This window comes from Rhodobacter sp. NSM (assembly GCF_052244495.1).
Lineage (GTDB): Bacteria > Pseudomonadota > Alphaproteobacteria > Rhodobacterales > Rhodobacteraceae > Cereibacter_A.
In genome coordinates this window covers 512,403-530,890 of sequence record NZ_JBQPXH010000003.1, presented here as the reverse complement: position 1 = coordinate 530,890, position 18,488 = coordinate 512,403, and the positions used below count along the sequence as shown (strand labels likewise).

At 66.4% G+C, this 18,488-nt stretch carries 17 protein-coding genes; 13 read left to right on the top strand and 4 right to left on the bottom strand.

The features are described from left to right. Together ACTVZP_RS09610 and ACTVZP_RS09605 are read right to left on the bottom strand one after the other, a co-directional pair. Positions 1-504 (bottom strand): HD domain-containing protein (locus tag ACTVZP_RS09610; RefSeq protein ID WP_443211924.1); only part of this gene is annotated, 504 nt, incomplete at its 3' end. Then, positions 501-1,160, bottom strand: a complete 660-nt coding sequence (locus ACTVZP_RS09605; RefSeq protein WP_443211923.1) for an alpha/beta hydrolase — start codon at positions 1,158-1,160, stop codon at positions 501-503. The genes ACTVZP_RS09605 and ACTVZP_RS09610, both read right to left, overlap by 4 nt. Before the next feature lie 154 nt (positions 1,161-1,314). On the opposite strand from ACTVZP_RS09605, the gene iscR reads away from it, so the two are divergent. From iscR to ACTVZP_RS09555, 10 genes are all read left to right on the top strand, one after another. Beyond that, positions 1,315-1,782: a Fe-S cluster assembly transcriptional regulator IscR gene (gene iscR, locus ACTVZP_RS09600; protein WP_443211922.1), complete on the top strand. Its 468-nt coding sequence runs from the start codon at positions 1,315-1,317 to the stop codon at positions 1,780-1,782. 82 nt (positions 1,783-1,864) lie between these two features. Then, positions 1,865-2,911, top strand: a complete 1,047-nt coding sequence (locus ACTVZP_RS09595) for a cysteine desulfurase family protein (protein WP_443211921.1) — start codon at positions 1,865-1,867, stop codon at positions 2,909-2,911. 82 nt (positions 2,912-2,993) lie between these two features. Continuing rightward, positions 2,994-4,523, top strand: coding sequence for a Fe-S cluster assembly protein SufB (gene sufB / locus ACTVZP_RS09590; protein ID WP_443211920.1), 1,530 nt, complete (start codon positions 2,994-2,996; stop codon positions 4,521-4,523). A 34-nt stretch (positions 4,524-4,557) separates the two neighbouring features. Further along, a complete protein-coding gene (locus ACTVZP_RS09585) occupies positions 4,558-4,869 on the top strand; it encodes a heavy metal-binding domain-containing protein (protein WP_443211919.1) in 312 nt (103 codons plus the stop codon). A gap of 9 nt (positions 4,870-4,878) precedes the next feature. Beyond that, positions 4,879-5,637, top strand: coding sequence for a Fe-S cluster assembly ATPase SufC (sufC, locus tag ACTVZP_RS09580; protein WP_443211918.1), 759 nt, complete (start codon positions 4,879-4,881; stop codon positions 5,635-5,637). Next, entirely contained in the window at positions 5,637-6,926 is a 1,290-nt protein-coding gene (locus tag ACTVZP_RS09575; RefSeq protein ID WP_443211917.1) for a SufB/SufD family protein, read from the top strand. The genes sufC and ACTVZP_RS09575 overlap by 1 nt, the downstream gene beginning before the upstream one ends. Further along, positions 6,927-7,406 carry a YIP1 family protein gene (locus tag ACTVZP_RS09570; protein ID WP_443211916.1) on the top strand — a complete coding sequence of 160 codons (480 nt, stop codon included), beginning with the start codon at positions 6,927-6,929 and terminating at the stop codon, positions 7,404-7,406. Continuing rightward, positions 7,403-7,981: a Yip1 family protein gene (locus ACTVZP_RS09565; protein ID WP_443211915.1), complete on the top strand. Its 579-nt coding sequence runs from the start codon at positions 7,403-7,405 to the stop codon at positions 7,979-7,981. Before ACTVZP_RS09570 ends, ACTVZP_RS09565 begins: the two co-directional genes overlap by 4 nt. Positions 7,982-7,990: 9 nt before the next feature. Further along, complete coding sequence (locus tag ACTVZP_RS09560; RefSeq protein WP_443211914.1) at positions 7,991-9,211, top strand: cysteine desulfurase; 1,221 nt, start codon at positions 7,991-7,993, stop codon at positions 9,209-9,211. A 424-nt stretch (positions 9,212-9,635) separates the two neighbouring features. After that, positions 9,636-9,854: a helix-turn-helix domain-containing protein gene (locus tag ACTVZP_RS09555; RefSeq protein WP_443211913.1), complete on the top strand. Its 219-nt coding sequence runs from the start codon at positions 9,636-9,638 to the stop codon at positions 9,852-9,854. Between the two features lie 69 nt (positions 9,855-9,923). Here the strand turns inward: ACTVZP_RS09555 and ACTVZP_RS09550 are convergent, their stop codons facing one another. Beyond that, the gene (locus ACTVZP_RS09550) at positions 9,924-11,780 is read right to left on the bottom strand and encodes an ABC transporter ATP-binding protein (protein WP_443211912.1); all 1,857 of its coding nucleotides are present in this window, start codon (positions 11,778-11,780) and stop codon (positions 9,924-9,926) included. Between the two features lie 167 nt (positions 11,781-11,947). Here ACTVZP_RS09550 and ACTVZP_RS09545 point away from each other — a divergent pair, with 167 nt between their 5' ends. The 3 genes from ACTVZP_RS09545 to ACTVZP_RS09535 all read left to right on the top strand — a co-directional run bounded on the left by ACTVZP_RS09545 (position 11,948) and on the right by ACTVZP_RS09535 (position 16,543). Next, positions 11,948-13,285: a 4Fe-4S binding protein gene (locus ACTVZP_RS09545; protein ID WP_443211911.1), complete on the top strand. Its 1,338-nt coding sequence runs from the start codon at positions 11,948-11,950 to the stop codon at positions 13,283-13,285. A gap of 354 nt (positions 13,286-13,639) precedes the next feature. Continuing rightward, a complete protein-coding gene (locus tag ACTVZP_RS09540) occupies positions 13,640-13,969 on the top strand; it encodes a hypothetical protein (protein WP_443211910.1) in 330 nt (109 codons plus the stop codon). Between the two features lie 75 nt (positions 13,970-14,044). Continuing rightward, positions 14,045-16,543, top strand: coding sequence for a cation:proton antiporter (locus tag ACTVZP_RS09535; protein WP_443211909.1), 2,499 nt, complete (start codon positions 14,045-14,047; stop codon positions 16,541-16,543). Between the two features lie 139 nt (positions 16,544-16,682). Here the strand turns inward: ACTVZP_RS09535 and metG are convergent, their stop codons facing one another. Then, on the bottom strand, positions 16,683-18,401 hold the full coding sequence (gene metG, locus ACTVZP_RS09530) for a methionine--tRNA ligase (protein ID WP_443211908.1): 1,719 nt from the start codon (positions 18,399-18,401) through the stop codon (positions 16,683-16,685). Positions 18,402-18,488 lie beyond the last annotated feature (87 nt).

The window sequence follows — 18,488 nt, the reverse complement described above, 5'->3', positions numbered from 1 at the left end:
TGAACCAACCCGGGCGTCGAGTTGTTCAGAGGTGACCGAGAAGTCCCGCCACGTGCCTCCGCCGGACTGAAGGTTCTGCATGACCGGCTGGACCCGGTCGATCGAGCGGGCGAAGATCGCGTCGGGCGAGGCGCCCGCCTCGAACTCGTCCCAGAGGGCCCGGAGTTCGGCCGCCTGGTCCGGAGGCAGGAGCCCGAAGAGCCGGTCGGCGGCCGCCGCTTCCGCCTGCGCAACAGCGGCGGGGTCGTGGTCGCCATGGATCGGCGTGTCGCCGCAGTCGATCTCGACGACGTCGTGGATCAGGAGCATGCGCAGCACGCGGTCGATCCGCACCTCCGGTCCCGCCTGATCCGCCAGCACGAGCGCATAGAGCGCCACGTGCCAGGAATGCTCGCCCGAGTTCTCGCGCCGCGAACCGTCGCCAAGCGGATTGGCGCGCAGGACGGATTTCAGCCGGTCGGCCTCGGCGAGGAAGGCGAGCTGCCTGCCGAGGCGGTCGCTCATCGCGAGGCCTCGGTCAGGCGGCGCTTCACATAGTCGGAGACGGTGGCGATCATGGGATTCATGTGCTCCTCCTCGTCCTTGAAGAAGTGGTCCGCGCCCTCGATCTGTTCATGCGTGATGGTGATGCCCTTCTGCTCGTGCAGCTTGTTCACCAGCGTGACGGTATCCTTCGGCTGCGCGACGCGGTCGGCGGTGCCGTTGATGATCAGCCCCGAAGAGGGGCAGGGTGCGAGGAACGAGAAGTCATACATGTTGGCCGGCGGGGCCACCGAGACGAAGCCGGTGATCTCGGGCCGGCGCATCAGGAGCTGCATCCCGATCCAGGCACCGAAGGAGAAGCCCGCCACCCAGCAGTGCTTGGCGTTCTGGTTCATCGACTGCAGGTAGTCGAGCGCCGAGGCGGCATCGGACAACTCGCCGATGCCCTGATCATATTCGCCCTGCGACCTGCCGACGCCCCGGAAGTTGAACCTCAGGACTGTGAAACCCAGCCGGTAGAAGGCATAGTGCAGGTTGTAGACGACCTTGTTGTTCATCGAGCCGCCGAACTGCGGATGGGGATGCAGCACGATGGCGATGGGAGCGTCTCGGTCCTTCTGCGGGTGGTAGCGGCCTTCGAGCCGGCCCTCGGGGCCTGCGAAAATCACTTCGGGCATCGCCTCGCCTTGCCTGTTTCTTCCGGGACGTATTCTTGACAAAAACGCTCGGGCAAATTAGAACCATTCCACTTGGGCGGAGCACCCGCCCCGGAACCGTAACGAGTTAAGCGGCCTGCCGCTTGGCGTCAATGGATTTGGCGGGAACCGGAAAATGAAACTGTCGACCAAGGGTCGGTATGCAATGGTGGCGCTGGTGGACCTGGCGCTGGCGCAGAAATCTGGGAACGAGCTCGTTTCCCTCGCCGAGGTTTCGAAGCGGCAGGACATTTCGCTGCCCTATCTGGAACAGCTTTTCGTCAAGCTGCGCCGGGCCGGGCTGGTCGAGGCGGTGCGCGGGCCCGGGGGCGGCTACAAGCTCGCACGCAGCGCGGATTCGGTCCATGTGAGCGAAATCATGGAAGCGGTGGAGGAGACGGTGAACGCGATGCATACCGGCGCCGGTGCAAGCGGAGGCGTTTCCGGCTCGCGTGCACAATCCTTGACCAACCGGCTGTGGGAAGGGCTCTCGGCGCATGTCTATGTCTTCCTGCACCAGACCCGTCTGTCCGACATCATCAAGAACGAGATGCGTCCATGCCCGGCGGTGCCGGCGCTGTTTCGAGTGGTTGACGAGGACTGAGGCGGTAGCTTTCGTGGCGGGCCGCCGGGGGCGGCTGTCCCCGGACCCCCGCGGATATTTCTGCCAGAATGAAGGGTGAAGGGTGGGCTCGCGCGTCTATCTCGACTGGAACGCTACCGCACCGCTGCGCCCCGAGGCGCGGGCGGCCATGACGGCTGCGATGGATCTCGTCGGCAATCCGTCGTCGGTGCATGCCGAAGGACGTGCCGCAAAGGCGCTGCTGGAGCGAGCGCGGGGGCAGGTCGCCGCGGCGCTAGGGGCCGAGGGCGCGGATGTGGTTTTCGTCTCGGGCGCGACCGAGGCCGCGGCGCTCGCCTGCGCAGGGCGCGGTCTCGTTTGTGGCGATGTGGAGCATGAGGCGGTCTCCGCCTGGTGCGCGCCGGACCTCTCCGTCGATGGCGAAGGTTGCGTCGCCGTGGCGGATCCTTCGCGTAGCGCGCTTCAGATGGCCAATTCCGAGACCGGGATCCTTCAGGAACTGCCCGCGGGGCTGGCGGTTTCGGACCTGACGCAGGCCTTCGGCAAGGTTCCCTTCGCCTTCAACTGGCTCGGCTGCGACATCGGATTCGTCTCGGCTCACAAGATCGGTGGTCCGAAAGGCGTGGGTGCTCTCGTGATCCGGCGCGGGCTCGATGTCGAGGCGCGCCTGAGGGGCGGCGGGCAGGAAATGGGACGGCGGGCAGGCACCGAGAACCTGATCGGGATCGCGGGTTTCGGGGCTGCGGCCGAGGCGGCGGCCCGGGATCTTGCCAGTGGGGCATGGGAATCTGTGCTTCAACTTAGAAATATTCTAGAATTGGCGTTGTGCGAGTCCGGAAAAGGGACTATTTCTGTCGGGAAAGGCGGAGCACGTCTTCCGAACACGCTTTGTCTTGTCACCCCGGGCTGGAAGGGCGAGACGCAGGTGATGCAGATGGATCTGGCGGGTTTCGCCGTCTCGGCAGGATCGGCCTGTTCTTCGGGCAAGGTGCGGGCGAGTCGCGTGTTGCGCGCCATAGGCTTCGACGAGATGGACGCGGCCTCTGCGCTGCGGGTCTCGATGGGACCGGGCGTGACAGAAGCCGAGGCGATGCGCTTTGCCGAGGCTTGGCTGCGGGCGCGCGAGCGTCATCGCGCGCGGGCCGCCTGAGGCCTGAAGGATCGGGTCGCCCCAGCCGGGCGGCGCAGGAGGAAAGACGGGGCCCCGCCCCATGGAACGGAGACTGAGACCGATGGCAGCACTTGAAGAGACTGCGGTTCCCGAGGTCCGCGACGGCGTCGATCGCGAGACGATCGAGGCGGTCCAGGCGATGGCCGGCAAGTACAAGTACGGCTGGGAAACCGAGATCGAGATGGACTTCGCGCCCAAGGGGCTGAACGAAGACATCGTGCGGCTGATCTCGAAGAAGAACGACGAGCCGGAGTGGATGACCGAGTGGCGGCTGCAGGCCTACCGCCGCTGGGTCCAGATGGAAGAGCCCCGCTGGGCGATGCTCGACTATCCCAAGATCGACTACCAGGACATCTACTATTACGCCAAGCCCAAGAGCATGGATGTGAAGCCGAAGTCGCTGGACGAGGTGGATCCGAAACTGCTCGAAACCTACAAGAAGCTCGGCATCCCTCTGAAGGAGCAGGCGGTCCTCGCCGGCGTCGAGGGCGCCGAGGTGCCGGATGCTCCGCGGCAGGTGGCGGTGGACGCGGTCTTCGACTCGGTTTCGGTCGGCACGACCTTCCAGAAGGAACTGGCCAAGGCAGGCGTCATCTTCTGCTCGATCTCGGAGGCGGTGCGCGAGCATCCCGAGCTCGTGAAGAAATATCTGGGCTCGGTCGTGCCGCAGTCCGACAACTATTTCGCGACGCTGAACTCGGCCGTCTTCTCGGACGGCTCCTTCGTCTACATCCCGCCGGGCACCCGCTGCCCGATGGAGCTTTCGACCTATTTCCGCATCAATGCCGAGAACACCGGCCAGTTCGAGCGCACGCTGATCATTGCCGACAAGGGCGCCTACGTCAGCTACCTGGAAGGCTGCACGGCGCCGAAGCGCGACACGAACCAGCTCCATGCCGCGGTCGTCGAGATCGTGGTGCTCGAGGATGCCGAGGTGAAATATTCCACGGTGCAGAACTGGTATCCGGGCGACGAGGAAGGCCGGGGCGGCATCTACAACTTCGTGACGAAGCGGGCGGACTGCCGGGGCGCGCGCTCGAAGGTGATGTGGACGCAGGTCGAGACGGGCTCGGCGATCACCTGGAAATATCCCTCCTGCATCCTGCGGGGCGACGACAGCCAGGGCGAGTTCTACTCGATCGCCATCGCCAACAACGCCCAGCAGGCCGATACCGGGACCAAGATGATCCATCTGGGCAAGAACACCCGGTCGCGGATCGTCTCGAAGGGGATCTCGGCCGGAAGGGCGCAGAACACCTACCGCGGCCTCGTCTCGATGCACCCGAAGGCCACCAACAGCCGCAACTACACCCAGTGCGACAGCCTGCTCATCGGCGACAAGTGCGGGGCTCACACGGTCCCCTACATCGAGGTGAAGAACAACTCCTCCCGGGTCGAGCACGAGGCCACCACCTCGAAGGTCGATGACGACCAGCTCTTCTACTGCCGCTCGCGCGGGATGGACGAGGAGGAGGCGGTGGCGCTGGTCGTCAACGGCTTCTGCAAGGAGGTGCTGCAGGCCCTGCCGATGGAATTCGCCATGGAGGCGCAGGCGCTGGTGGCGATCTCGCTGGAAGGGTCGGTCGGGTGAGCTGCGGCTCACCCCTCCGCGGCGAGGTCCGGCCATGATCGTGACCACCACCCCCAATATCGAAGGCTACCAGATCGCCACCTACCACGGCATCGTGACGGGCGAGGCGATCCTGGGCGCCAACGCGATCCGCGACCTCTTCGCCGGGATCACCGATTTCATCGGCGGGCGCTCGGGCGCCTACGAGAAGGAACTGGGCCGCGCCCGCGAGACCGCGCTGTCCGAGATGGAGGAAGCCGCGCGGGCGAAGGGCGCCAATGCCGTCGTCGGTGTCGATCTCGATTACGAGGTCATCAACAACATGCTGATGGTGTCGGCCTCCGGCACCGCCGTCACCATTGCCTGAGGAACAGAGATGCTCGAGATCAAGAACCTGCACGTCAAGCTCGAAGAAGAGGACAAGGTCATCCTCAAGGGTGTGGACCTGACGGTCGAGGCCGGGAAGGTCCATGCCATCATGGGGCCGAACGGCTCCGGCAAGTCGACGCTCTCCTATGTGCTGTCGGGCCGCGGCGGCTATGAGGTGACGGAAGGCTCGGCCACGCTCGACGGCGAGCAGCTTCTGGAGATGGAGCCCGAGGAGCGCGCGGCGGCGGGCCTCTTCCTTGCCTTCCAGTATCCGGTCGAGATCCCCGGCGTGGGCAACATGACCTTCATGCGCACCGCGCTCAACGCGCAGCGCAAGGCCCGCGGCGAAGAGGAGATCAGCGCCGGGGACTTCCTCAAGCTCGTGCGCGAGAAGGCCAAGGCGCTGAAGATCGACGCCGACATGATGAAGCGCCCGGTCAATGTGGGCTTCTCGGGCGGCGAGAAGAAGCGGAACGAGATCCTGCAGATGGCGATCCTCGAGCCGCGCATGTGCATCCTCGACGAGACGGACTCGGGTCTTGATGTGGACGCGCTGAAGCTGGTGTCGGACGGGGTCAACGCGCTGCGCGACGCGGGCCGCGGCTTCCTCGTGATCACGCACTATCAGCGCCTGCTCGACCACATCCACCCCGACGTGGTGCATATCATGGCCAACGGCCGCATCGTGAAGACCGGCGGACCGGAGCTGGCGCTCGAAGTCGAGAAGAACGGATACGCGGACATCCTGGCGGCGGAGGAGGCGTGATGGCCGACGCTCTGCCCAAGGACGACCTGCTGGCAACGCGTATCGCCGGCCTCTCGTTCTCGAACGAGGGCTGGCAGGCACCGGCCCGCTTCGACGCGCTGGCGCGCCTGACCGCGATGGGTCTGCCGGGACGGCGTGACGAATACTGGCGCTACACCGACCCGGCGAGCTTCAACTCGGCCGAACCGATTCCGGCCTCGACCTTCGACGACGACGACGGCGACGAGGGGATGGTCTTCGAGACCGTCGACCGGCTGAAGCTGGTCTTCGTCGATGGCGTCTTCGATGCCGCGGCCTCGGATCCGCTGGCGCTCGAGAATGTGGAGATCGGGCTTCTGTCGGAGTCGCGGTCGGACATCCACTGGGCGCGCGACCTCTATGGCGTGCTCGAGGCGCGCGGGCAGGTGCCGGTGAAGCGCCCCTTCGCGGCGCTGAACACCGCCTTCGCGACAGAGGGCGTGCTGATTCGCGTCACGGGCTATGCCCCACGGCCGATCGCCCTGATCTACATCCACGCTGGCGACACCTCGGACGCGATCCTGCACCACTGCATCCGCGTCGAGAGCGGGGCGGATGTGACGATTCTCGAGAACGGGCCGGCGGCGGCGCGCTTCACGAAGGTCATGGAAGTGGACGTGGCCGAAGGCGGCCGCTTCCACCACATCCGTGCGCAGGGGCGCGATCACGAACGTCGCGCCTCGACCCACATCTTCGGTCGCGTGGCCGGTGGCGGTCTCTTCAAGTCCTTCACGCTGACGGCCAACGGCGTGATGACCCGCAACGAGGCGGTGATCGAGCTTGTGGGCGACGAGGCGGTGGCCCATGTCGCAGGCGCTGCGATGGGGGACGGCAAGTTCCATCACGATGACACCGTCTTCGTGACCCACGAAGGCCAGGCCTGCGAAAGCCGGCAGGTGTTCAAGAAGGTGCTGAAGAACGGCGCGACCGGCGTCTTCCAGGGCAAGATCCTCGTGAAGCCCGGCGCGCAGAAGACCGACGGCTATCAGATCAGCCAGTCGCTGTTGCTGGACGACGATTCGGTGTTCCTCGCCAAGCCCGAACTCGAGATCTACGCCGACGACGTGAAATGCTCGCACGGCTCGACCTCGGGGGCCATCGACGACACGGCGCTCTTCTACCTCCGCTCGCGCGGGGTGCCGCTGAAAGCCGCACAATCGCTTCTGGTCCTTGCCTTCCTCGCCGAAGCCATTCAGGAAATCGAGAACGAGGAAATCGCCGAGGATATCCGGCAGCGGCTGGAGAACTGGCTGGCGCGTCACGAGCATTGAATGGCTGTTACCACCGACATCGTCCAGAGTTATCGCCACCCCCGCACGGTCATCCGGCGGTATCTCGATGCCGGTGAGAACGAGGGCCGGGCGCTCGTCATCCTGATGGGCGCCTGCCTGCTGATCTTCGTGTCGCAGTGGCCGGTCCTCGCACGGCAGGCCTATCTAGACCCGTCGCAGCCGCTCGAGGCGCGGATGAGCGGGGCGCTCATGGGCACGGTCTTCCTGCTGCCGCTGTTTTGCTACGTGCTGGCGGCACTGAGCCATCTGGCCGCGCGCCTCTTCGGCGGAAGGGGCAGCTTCTTCGGGGCGCGCCTCGCGCTCTTCCTCGCGCTGCTCGTGACCTCGCCGCTCATGCTGCTGAACGGTCTGGTCGGCGGGTTCATCGGCGAGGGTCCGGGCGTGCTGATCGTGGGGATCCTCGTGCTGGCGGGTTTTCTCTCCATCTGGCTCCTCATGCTGGTCGAGGCCGAAAGATGAGCCTCTCGCTTGCGGATTTGCTGCGCCTCGCGCGCTTCACTGTGACCAACCCGCGCGATGGCGCACGGGCCATCATGGCGCTGGGTCTTCCGATGGAGGCGCGCTGGATCGCGCTCGTCCTGACGGCGGTCGGTGCGGCGCTCGTGACCTTCCTCGGCCTCACGCTCCTGCCGCAGGACGTGCGGCAGCTCATCGGTGACGACCTGCCGAGCCCGCTCTTCAGCGCCGCCCTGCAGGTGGGGCTTCTCTCGCTCTCGGCCATGCTGATCTACCGGATCGGCGCCTGGCGCGGCGGGCGCGGCAGCTTCGGCGACTCGATCCTGCTGGTGGCCTGGCTGCAGTTCATCCTGCTCTGCCTCGAGGTGATCCAGCTTGTGGCGCAACTCGTCCTGCCGCCCCTTGCCGACCTGCTGGGCGTGGCCGGGATCGTGCTCTTCTTCTGGCTGCTCACTCATTTCGTGGCCGAGTTGCACGGCTTCACATCCACCGTCGCCGTGCTTGGCGGCATCCTTCTGGCGCTCTTCGGCATGGCCTTCGCGCTGGCCGCCATCCTGATGCCCTTCATGGGCGGCTGAGGTTTTCTCATGTTCGACGTCGCGACCATCCGCCAGGACTTCCCGATCCTCTCGCGAGAAGTGAACGGCAAGCCGCTGGTCTATCTCGACAACGGCGCCTCGGCGCAGAAGCCCGCCGTGGTGATCGAGGCGATGAACCTCGCCTACAGTCATGAATATGCCAACGTCCACCGCGGCTTGCACTACCTGTCGAACCTCGCGACCGACAAGTACGAGGCCGTGCGGGCGACCATCGCGACCTTCCTCAACGCGCCTTCGCCCGAAGAGATCGTCTTCACCACCGGCACGACCGAGGGGATCAACCTCGTCTCCTACGGCTGGGCCGCGCCGCGGCTTCAGCCGGGTGACGAGATCGTTCTCTCGATCATGGAGCATCACGCCAACATCGTGCCGTGGCACTTCCTGCGTGAGCGGCAGGGCGTGGTGCTGAAATGGGTCGATGTGGACGAGAACGGCGATCTTGACCCGCAGGCGGTGCTCGACGCCATCGGGCCTCGGACGAAGCTCGTCGCCGTCACCCACATGTCGAACGTGCTGGGCACGGTCGTGGATGTGGCCGCGATCTGCGCCGGCGCCCGGGACAAGGGCGTGCCGGTGCTGGTCGACGGATCGCAGGCGGCCGTGCACATGCCGGTCGACGTGGCCGCCATCGGCTGCGACTTCTACGCCATCACCGGCCACAAGCTTTACGGACCCTCGGGCTCGGGCGCGATCTGGATCCGCTCGGAGCGGATGGAGGAGATGCGCCCCTTCATCGGCGGCGGTGACATGATCCACGAGGTGACGCGGGACATGGTCACCTATGCCAAGCCCCCCATGCGCTTCGAGGCAGGAACGCCCGGCATCGTGCAGCAGATCGGCCTCGGCGTGGCGCTCCACTACATGATGAACGTGGGCATGGCCGAGATCGCCGCGCACGAGCGGACCCTGCGCGACTACGCCCGTGACCGGCTTGCGGGCCTCAACTGGCTCGACGTGCAGGGGAATTCGGCGGGGAAGGGGGCCATCTTCTCCTTCACCATCCGCGGCGGGGCCCATGCCCACGACATCTCCACCGTGCTCGACCGCAAGGGCGTCGCCGTCCGCGCGGGGACCCATTGCGCCATGCCGCTCATGCAGCATTACGGCCTGGGAGCGACCTGCCGGGCCTCTTTCGCGATGTACAACACCACGGATGAGGTCGACCGTCTGGTCGAGGCGCTGGAGCTTTGTCACGAGCTTTTCGGCTGAAGGTGACGCCGCTGATCCATATGGGTCCCGCGATCTGCCAAACTGCGTAGTCCCCGGTGCGGGCGTGCCGAGGCCTGCCGGCGCGTCGCCGTTCAATCGAAGATCCTCCCGACAGCCGAAACCTGAAAGGATGGGGGGCGGGTCTGCGCTCGCGCGGATTGGCAGAAGCCTGTGCGAGCACGCTTTTCCACCAAGAGGCGAGCCGGCTCAACCGATCGGTCGCCGTCCCGACAAAAGAAGCGGGATGTGCCCGTGCCGCCGGGCTTTCGATCAAATTGGAACCTTACTGTTGGCAAGATTCCATACCTAAGGGCAACAGCCTGTCGGTTTGGGCAACTCGCTTTATCGGTGGAAAGAGGTATTCCTTCAGACAGAAAAGAAATCGCTTGCCACGCCGATGTCACGTTGCTTCCGGAGTATTTCGATGCCGCAGTTCCACCACCGCGATACCGCCCGCCTCGTCCGCCACGGCCGTTGGGTGCTCGGTCTTTCGCAGGAGGATTTCGCGGCACGCCTCGGCCTCGATGTGACCGACGTGCGGGCGCTGGAAGCCGGACGAGCCGGGCCGACGACCATCTCGGGCGCATCGCTGGTGACGCTCCTGTCCGGAGGGGCGGTCCCCTCCGCATTCGGTCGCGTGTAAGTCCCTGCCGGAGGGCGTAGCGTCCTCTCGGAACTGCCGACACGACGCCTGGCGGGCCTTCGGGTCCGCCTATCTGTATCCGGCCGCCTGCAACTCGAACAGTTCGGCGTAGCGGCCGGGCCGGGACACCAGGTCCTCATGGGTTCCGCTTGCCTCGACGCGTCCGTTCGCGAGCACGAGGATCCGATCCGCCATCCGCACGGACGAAAACCGGTGCGAGATGAGGACCGCGGTCCGACCCTCCGACAATTCCTTGAACCGCTGAAAGACCTCGTATTCCGACCGTGCGTCCAGCGCCGCGGTCGGTTCGTCGAGGATCAACACCTCGGCATCGCGCATGTAGGCCCGCGCGATCGCGAATTTCTGCCATTCGCCGCCTGACAGATCGATGCCCTCGCGGAAGCGCTTGCCGAGCATCTGGCCGTAGCCTTCCGGCATCCGCGCCACGATCCGGTCGGCGAGGCTGCGGTGGGCCGCCTCCTCGATGCGCTCCCGTTCCCCTCGCGCCTCGATGCGGCCGACGGCGATGTTCTCGCTTGCGCTCATCGAGTAGCGCACGAAATCCTGGAAGATGACGCCCATCGCGCCCCGCAACGCCACGGGATCGAAGCTGCGCAGGTCCTGGCCGTCGAGCAGGATCCGGCCCTCATCCGGGTCGTAGAGCCGGGTGAGCAGCTTGGCGAGCGTCGTCTTTCCCGCGCCGTTCTCCCCCACCAGCGCCAGCGTCTCGCCGGCCCTGAGCGTGAAGGAGAGGTCGCGCACTGCCCAGGTTCCCGCGCCCGGATACCGGAACCCCACGTTTTCGAAGCGGAAGCCCTCACGGATCGGGCGCGGCACGGGCCGCGGCTCTGCCGGAGCGAGGATGGTGGGTTGCTGCCGGAAGAAGCCGAACAGGTCCTCGAGGTAAAGCGCCTGCGAGGCCGTCGTCGAGAAGCCGGTCAGAAGCCCCTCGACCAATCCGCGGAGGCGGAGGAACGAGCCCGCGAGGAAGGTCAGGTCCCCGATGGACAACCGTCCCGAGAGCGTGGCGCCGATCATCCAGACGTAGGCGAGGTAATATCCCGCCGTTCCGAGGGCGCTGAACAGCGTGCCCCAGGCAGCCCGCGCCGTGGCGATGCGTCGTCGCGCGCGGTAGAAGCTCTCGGACAGCGTGCGATAGCGCTCGATCAGGAAGGGCGCGAGGCCGAAGATCTTGATCTCCTTGGCAGTCTCGACCCCTGCCGCGGTGACGCGGATGTAGTCGAGTTCGCGCCGCTCGGCCGTGCGGCGGAAGTCGAGATTGTAGTTCTGCGCATTGAAATGCGCCTCGCCGAGGAAGGCGGGCACAAGCGCCGCGACGAGAAGCAGGATGAGCCAGGGGTTGTAGATCACGAGTCCCCCGGCAAGCGAGGCGACCGTCACGGCGTCCTGCATGAGCGTGAGGATCTGGCCCGTCAGCGTCATGCGCCCGCCCGACTGGCGTCGCGCCCGCTCGAGTCGGTCCTGGAAGCCCGCATCCTCGAAGGCCGCAAGGTCAAGGCTCGCCGCATGTTCCATGAGCCGGACCGAAGAGGACATCGTGAGACGCTCGGTCAGCAGCGTGTCCACCAGCCCGCTGAGGCGCCCGAGCAGGTCCGACAGGATCGCGAGCAGGAACTCGGCCGCGAGCAACAGGGCGAGCGTGCCTGTCCCCTCAACTCCGATCCATCCGAGCGCTCCCGCCTCGGGAACCGGTGCCGCCGCAAGACGGACCACCTCGTCGATGATGAGCTTGCCGAACCAGAGCGCGGTCACCGGGATCAGAGAGCGCACGAGGCGCAGGAGAAGGCTGAGGACGAGGATGCCGGGGCTCGCCTGCCAGACCATCCTGAGGAAGGGCGGGACGTTGCGCAGCGCGGCCCAGCGGGCGCGGAATCCTGGCGGGTCGGAGGCGGCGTCTGGTCTCATCGGCGGACCTTTGGCCGCTTCCGGCGCGAAGTCAAACCCGGCAAGCGCCCGGTTCTTCCGAAGCCCAGACATTTCGACTGCCGCCCGCAAGAGAGAGGCGCGCGACCCTCTGACGCATGTCGACGGGCCGCCTCGTCCAACGCGACCCGAGCCGATTACAAGGCGCCATGCATGAGCCTCGCCATCAGTTCGCCGGCGCGCATCGCGTGTCCGCGGTCCCGGTCCGCCGCCCTCCGGCGATGGAACGCTGCGGCCTCTGGCTCCGCGACCACCAGCGGCTGGTGGCTGGACTGCAATGGACGATGGTGGTGCTCTACCTGCCGCTCATGTTCTTCCCCCCCCTGCTGCCCGCGCCGGGTCGCGAGGACGGGATACTCACCAGCCTGACGCTCTTCGCCCGTTTCCTCTTCTGGGGGCTTTGGCTTCCCGGCGTGATCGTGTCGGTGCTGCTGTTCGGGCGGCTCTGGTGCGGGCTGCTCTGCCCCGAGGGCAAGCTTTCGGCCGCGGCGTCGACCCGGGGCAGGGGGCATGCCATTCCGCGCTGGATCAAGTGGCCGGGATGGCCCTTCGCGCTCTTCGTCCTCGTCACGGTCTACGGCCAGATGATCTCGGTCTATGACGATCCCCGCGCGTCCGCCCTGATCTTCGGAGCTTCCACGGCCGCAGCGGTCCTCGTCGGTTGGCTCTACGGCAAGGAGAAGCGGGTGTGGTGCCGCTTCCTCTGCCCGATCGGGGGTGTTCTGGCGGCGCTCTCGAAGCTCGCGCCGATGCACTACCGGGTCGATGCCCGCGCCTGGGATGCCTGCGATCTCGCCCGGGCCCGCAGCATGCGCTTCAACTGCGAGCCCATGGTGCCTGTCCGCACGATGGAGAGCGCCTCGCCCTGTCACATGTGCGGCCGCTGTGCGGGCTTCAGGAATGCGGTCCGGCTGGAACTGCGCGTGCCGGGCGAGGAGGTTCTCAGGGCCCACGGATCGGGCGCCGAGAGCCTCGTGGTTCTGGCAGGGCTGCTCGGCCTCGGCTCGGCGGTCTTCTGGTGGCCGGTGGCGCCCTGGCTCCCCGCGCTGAGGGGCTTGCTGGCGTGGGAGGAGCGAGCGCCCTGGATGCTCTTCAACACGGCCGAGGGCGCCGCCACCCTGGGAGCGGGCGTCGCGATGCTGCTTACCCTTCTCGCGATCTGGGTGACGGTCATGCTCGCCGTGGCCCTGCCGCTGGTCCTGGCCCGGCGCCTCTCCGGAGGGCGGGTCAGCGTCCACCGGCTTTCTCTCGCACTGCTGCCGCTTGCCGCCTGCGGGCTCGTCACCGGCTTCGCCGAGCGTCTCTCGGCAGCAGGAGCAGGCTCCGCTGTCGATCCCCGCCTCGTCTGGAGCGGCCTGCTTCTGCTGTCCGCGCTGTGGTCCCTGCGGCTCATGTGGCACATGCTCCGCGGGCGCGTATCAACGGGGATTGCCTGTACTGCAATGCTCGTGCCACTGGCCGGATGGGCATATGCACTCTGGTCCTGAGCGTCGCGTCCAGCGTCAACCTGCAGCGCCCCTGCGTCAGTGTGCCCGGGGCAGCATGACCGCCCGGCGCTCTGCTCGATCAGGGCGCGAAAGCACGTCACGGCTGCTCTTCCGACGCGGAAATCGGGGTTTCCGGGCAGGTTTTCAGCTTGACAGATGGCCCTTCGCCCGTGTCTTGCGCAGTGGAAAGAGCATCGGCCGGACGGATGCGCACAAGTTGTATATATGGGCAAATGCATGCGACATTTTGTCGCTTGCAACGCCTGCGCAAACCTCGTCTATGCTGCGCCGACGTAGCGGATTTTGATTTTAATTTGAATGCAGTTAGGGGGAGTAACGGTGGACGGAAGCAAGATGGACGAGCGTATGACCGCTTCCCGGCGGTTTCACAGCGTTGCGCAACTCAGAGAGCTTCTCCTTGGCCTCGAACATGATCTCGGCATCGCCGAACTTTCCCGGAATGAGCTTGACGTGCTGTATGCGGTGAAGCTCCTGGGCGAGACGGAGGACTCGATCGTCAGATCGGATGCGATCCGGCGGCATACGCTGTGCAGCGCGATCGCCACGCCCACCTTTCACCGGGCGCTCCGCGCCTTGGTCGAAAAGGGCTTCGTCGATCATGCTCCCATGACGAAGGCGCGGGCCTACAAGCTCGGGCGCCGCGCCGCGCAGATCGCCCACTAGCGGCAACGTCGCGGTTCAAGCGGAAGTGCGTGGTGCCGGGTTTTCTCGGCATCGCGAACCGCCTATCAGAAGTGCATGACAATAGTCCTGCTCGTCGCCGCTCTGGCGGTCCTCTTCATCGTTATCGCCGCCTGCGAACCCGTCGCGGCGCGGCTTCGGCTGCCCTATTCGGTGGTGCTTGCGGTAGTTGGCGCGGCGCTTGGCACGCTGGCCCTCTGGCTGCAGAGGAGCGGCGTCGCGGCGGGCTTCCGACCCGAGGTGGCCGAGCTTCTCTCGCTGCCGATCCGGTCCAGCGTCTTCCTCTACATGTTCCTGCCGACCCTGCTGTTCCAGGTGTCGCTGAGCCTGAACATCCGGCGGATGATCGACGACTGGGTGCCCATCCTCGTGATGGCGGTCGTGGCGGTGCTGGTCTCGACCCTGGCGATCGGGTTTGCGCTGCAGCCGTTCAGTACCATGTCGCTCGCCGCCTGCCTTCTGCTCGGGTCCATCGTCTCGACCACCGATCCCTCGGCCGTGGTGAGCATCTTCCGCTCGATCGCCGCCCCGCAGAGGCTGAGCCGGATCGTCGAGGGCGAGAGCCTGCTGAACGACGCGGCTGCCATCGCCCTTTTCGGCTTCTTCCTGACCTTCGTCATGGCGGGCGTTCCGGACCCGACCCTGCGCGACGCGCTCGTCCAGTTCCCGCTGCTGATCGTCGGCGGCGTGGCGCTCGGCTATGGCATGGCGCGCCTCGCCCTGTCGCTGATGACGCGGATGGCGACCCATCCGACGGCGCAGCTGTCGCTGAGCCTCGCACTGCCCTATCTCACCTATGTCCTGGCCGAGAGCGGACTCGAGGTCTCGGGCGTGATCGCCGTGGTCACGGCCGGCATCGCGATGAACCTTGCCGGCCCGGGGCGGCTCAGCCCCTCCACCTGGAACCTGCTCGGCGACACCTGGGAGATGCTCTCGCACTGGGCGGGATCGCTGATCTTCATCGTGACGGCGCTGCTGATCCCTCGGCTCATCGGGCGCGCCACGGCATGGGATCTGGTGCTGATCGGCATCGTCGTGCTCGCCGCCGTCGTCGCGCGCGGCGTGATGCTGTCAGGACTGTTGCCGCTGCTCACACGGCTCAACCTCTCTCCGAAGGTCGAGAGACCCTACCGGGTTGCGATCCTCTGGGGTGGCCTGCGCGGCGCCGTCACCCTCGCGCTCGCGCTGGCCGTGACCGAGAATCCCATGGTGCCGCCCCATGTGAAGCGCGAGGTAGGCATTCTCGCAACCGGCTTCGTGCTCTTCACGCTTCTTGTGCAGGGGACCACGCTGCGTCTGGTGATCCGGCGGCTTGGCCTCGCGAGGCTCACGCCGCTCGATCTCGCGCTGTCGAACCAGGTGATCGCCGTGGCGCTGCAGAACGTGCGCGAAGGCGTGGCCGAGAGCGTGCGCGAGCGCGAGCTCGACCCGCAGATCGTCCGGGCGGAAGCCAAGAGCTTCGGACAGAGGCTGGCCCGCGCGGTCGAGATGGCCGACGACAGCGCCGACGACATCCCGGATCGCGACCGGATCACGCTGGGGCTTCTGGCCCTTGCCGGGCGCGAGAGGGATGCCATCCTTGCCGCCTTCCGCCAGCAGATCATTCCGCCGCGTCTCGCCGAGGCGATGCTGGTGGATGCGGACCGGCTGATCGAGCGCACGCGCCTGCAGGGCCGTGACGGCTACCGATCCGCGGGCCGGCTCGCGCTCGGCTACGGGCGGCGTCACCGCCTGGCGGTCTGGGCGCACAACCGGCTCAAGATCTCACGCTGGCTGAGCGAGCTGACGTCGGACAGGTTCGAGATGCTGCTGGCCCAGCGGCTGATCCTCGGCGACCTGCACGGGCTGATCGACGGCAAGATCCGCCGCATCCACGGTCGCCGCGTGGCCGAGATCCTGCACGAGATGCTCAAGCGGCGCGAGGAAGAGACCGCGCAGTCGCTCGAGGCCTTGCGGCTGCAATATCCCGGCTACTCCGAGGAGATGGTGCGCAGCTTCATCCGCCGCACCGCCTTGCAGCTCGAACTGCGGGAATACGAGACGCTGCGCGATGACGGGCTGATCGGGCAGGAGTTGTTCATGACGCTCCGCCAGCGCATCCAGGTCGCGCGCGGGAAGAAGGAGCGCCGCCCGCGGCTCGATTTCGCCTTGCAGAAAACCGAGCTCGTCCGCCAGTTTCCGCTCTTCGCCGAGATGGACGAGACGCAACTCCATGCGCTCGAGCGGCTCTTGAAGACCGTCTACGTGCGGCCGGGGGACGTGTTGCTGCGGCGGGGCGATGTGCCGCGCAAGGTGTTCTTCATCGCCTCCGGTGCGGTCGAGACCGATGTGGCCGGGCAGAAGGTGCGCCTGGGGCGTGGCGACATGTTCGGCCATCTCGCGATCCTGACCCGCAAGCCCCGGCGGGCGCAGGTGACCGCGATCAGCCACGGCACGCTGTTGAGTCTCGACGAGGCGCGCTTTCTCGAACTGCTGCGCCGGAACACCGCCCTGCAGCAGGCCGCGGTCGAAAGCGCCGCGCGCCGCAACGTGACCATCGACCTCGGCGCGATCTGACAGGCAGGGCCAGCTTCTCCGCCCTGCTGCAGGTGCTCCTTCATTCTCGCTGAAATATCCTCGGGGGGAGCCCGGCCGTCAGGCCGGGCCGGGGGGCAGACGGCCCCCCGCTTCCGCAGCATTGCGTCCGGGCGCGCCCTCAGCCCCGCACGCCGGCAAAGCGGGTCTGCCATTCCACCCGCTCCTCGTCGGTGATCTTGCGGAAGAGCACGTCGGGGGTGGTGAAGCCGTGGCCTGCAGGAAGCATCTCCAGCGCCTCGGCCACATCCGCAGGCCAACTCCAGTCCTCGCAGTCGAGCGAGGCCATGGTCGAGGCCGCCGCATCCGGAATGAAAGGCCGCGAGATCACCGAGTAGAGCCGGATCAGGTTCAGCGCGAGGCGGATCATCGCCTGCGCCTGATCGGGATCAGTCTTGACCACGGTCCAGGGCGCGGCAGACTGGAGATATTCGTTCCCCGCCACCCAGAGCGCGCGCAACTCGGCCGCGGCCTTGCGCACCTCCATCGCCTCCATGCAGGCCTCGTAGGCCGCAAGCCGCTGCTGCAACTCGGCAATCAGCTGCTGTTCACGCTCGCCGAAGGTTCCGCCCGCGGGCACCGTCTCGCCGAATTTCGAGCGGCAGAATTTCGTCACCCGGCTCACGAGGTTGCCCAGCACGTCGGCGAGATCCTTGTTCACCGAACTCTGGAAGTTCTCCCATGTGAATTCGCTGTCCGAGTTCTCGGGCGCGTGGCTGAGCAGCCACCAGCGCCAGTAGTCGGCCGGCAGGATCGACAGCGCCTGGTCCATGAACACGCCGCGGCCCTGGCTGGTCGAGAACTGGCCGCCGTCATAGTTCAGGTAGTTGAAGGACTTGATGTAATCGACGAGCTTCCACGGCTCTCGCGAGCCCATGATGGTGGCGGGGAAGCTCAGCGTATGGAAGGGGACGTTGTCCTTGCCCATGAACTGGACGTAGCGCACGTCCTCGGCGCCCTTGTCGGTGCGCCACCAGCGTTCCCAGTCGGCGTCCGTCTTGCCATTCGCGTCGGCCCATTCCGCCGTGCCCGCGATGTATTCGATCGGGGCGTCAAACCAGACGTAGAAGACCTTGCCCTCCATTCCCGGCCAGGGCTGGTCGCCCTTCTTCACCGGCACGCCCCAGTGCAGGTCGCGGGTGATGCCGCGGTCCTGCAACCCGTCGCCGTCGTGCAGCCATTTCTTCGCGATCGAGGTGGTCAGCACCGGCCAGTCGGTCTTGGAGTCGATCCAGGCCTCGATCTCGCCCTTCAGCGCGCGCTGCTTGAGATAGAGGTGCTTGGTCTCGCGCACCTCGAGATCGGTGGAGCCCGAGATCGCCGAGCGCGGGTTGATGAGGTCCGTCGGATCGAGCTGTTTGGTGCAGTTCTCGCACTGGTCGCCGCGGGCCTTGTCATAGCCGCAGTTCGGGCAGGTGCCCTCGATGTAGCGGTCGGGCAGGAAGCGGTTGTCGGCGACCGAGAAGACCTGCTTTTCGCTGACTTCCTCGATGAAGCCGTTGTCGGCGAGCGCGCCCGCGAAATGCTGGGTCAGGCGATGGTTGCGCTGGCTGGAGGAGCGGCCGAAGTGGTCGAACGACAGCCGGAAGCCCGCCGCGATCTCCTTCTGGATCTCGTGCATCTCGGCGCAATAGACTTCGACCGGCTTGCCCGCCTTGGCGGCGGCGAGTTCCGCCGGCGTGCCGTGCTCGTCCGTGGCGCAGATGAACATGACCTCATGGCCGCGGGCGCGGCAGTAGCGGGCGTAGAGATCGGCCGGAAGCTGGCTGCCGACGAGGTTGCCCAGATGCTTGATCCCGTTGATGTAGGGGATCGCCGAAGTGATGAGTATCCGCGCCATGCCCAGAATTCCCTTGTGCCGACCGCGCGCTGTTTAGCGCCGGACCGAGGCAAGGGCCAGAGGATCATTGCGGAAGCGGCTGTCAGT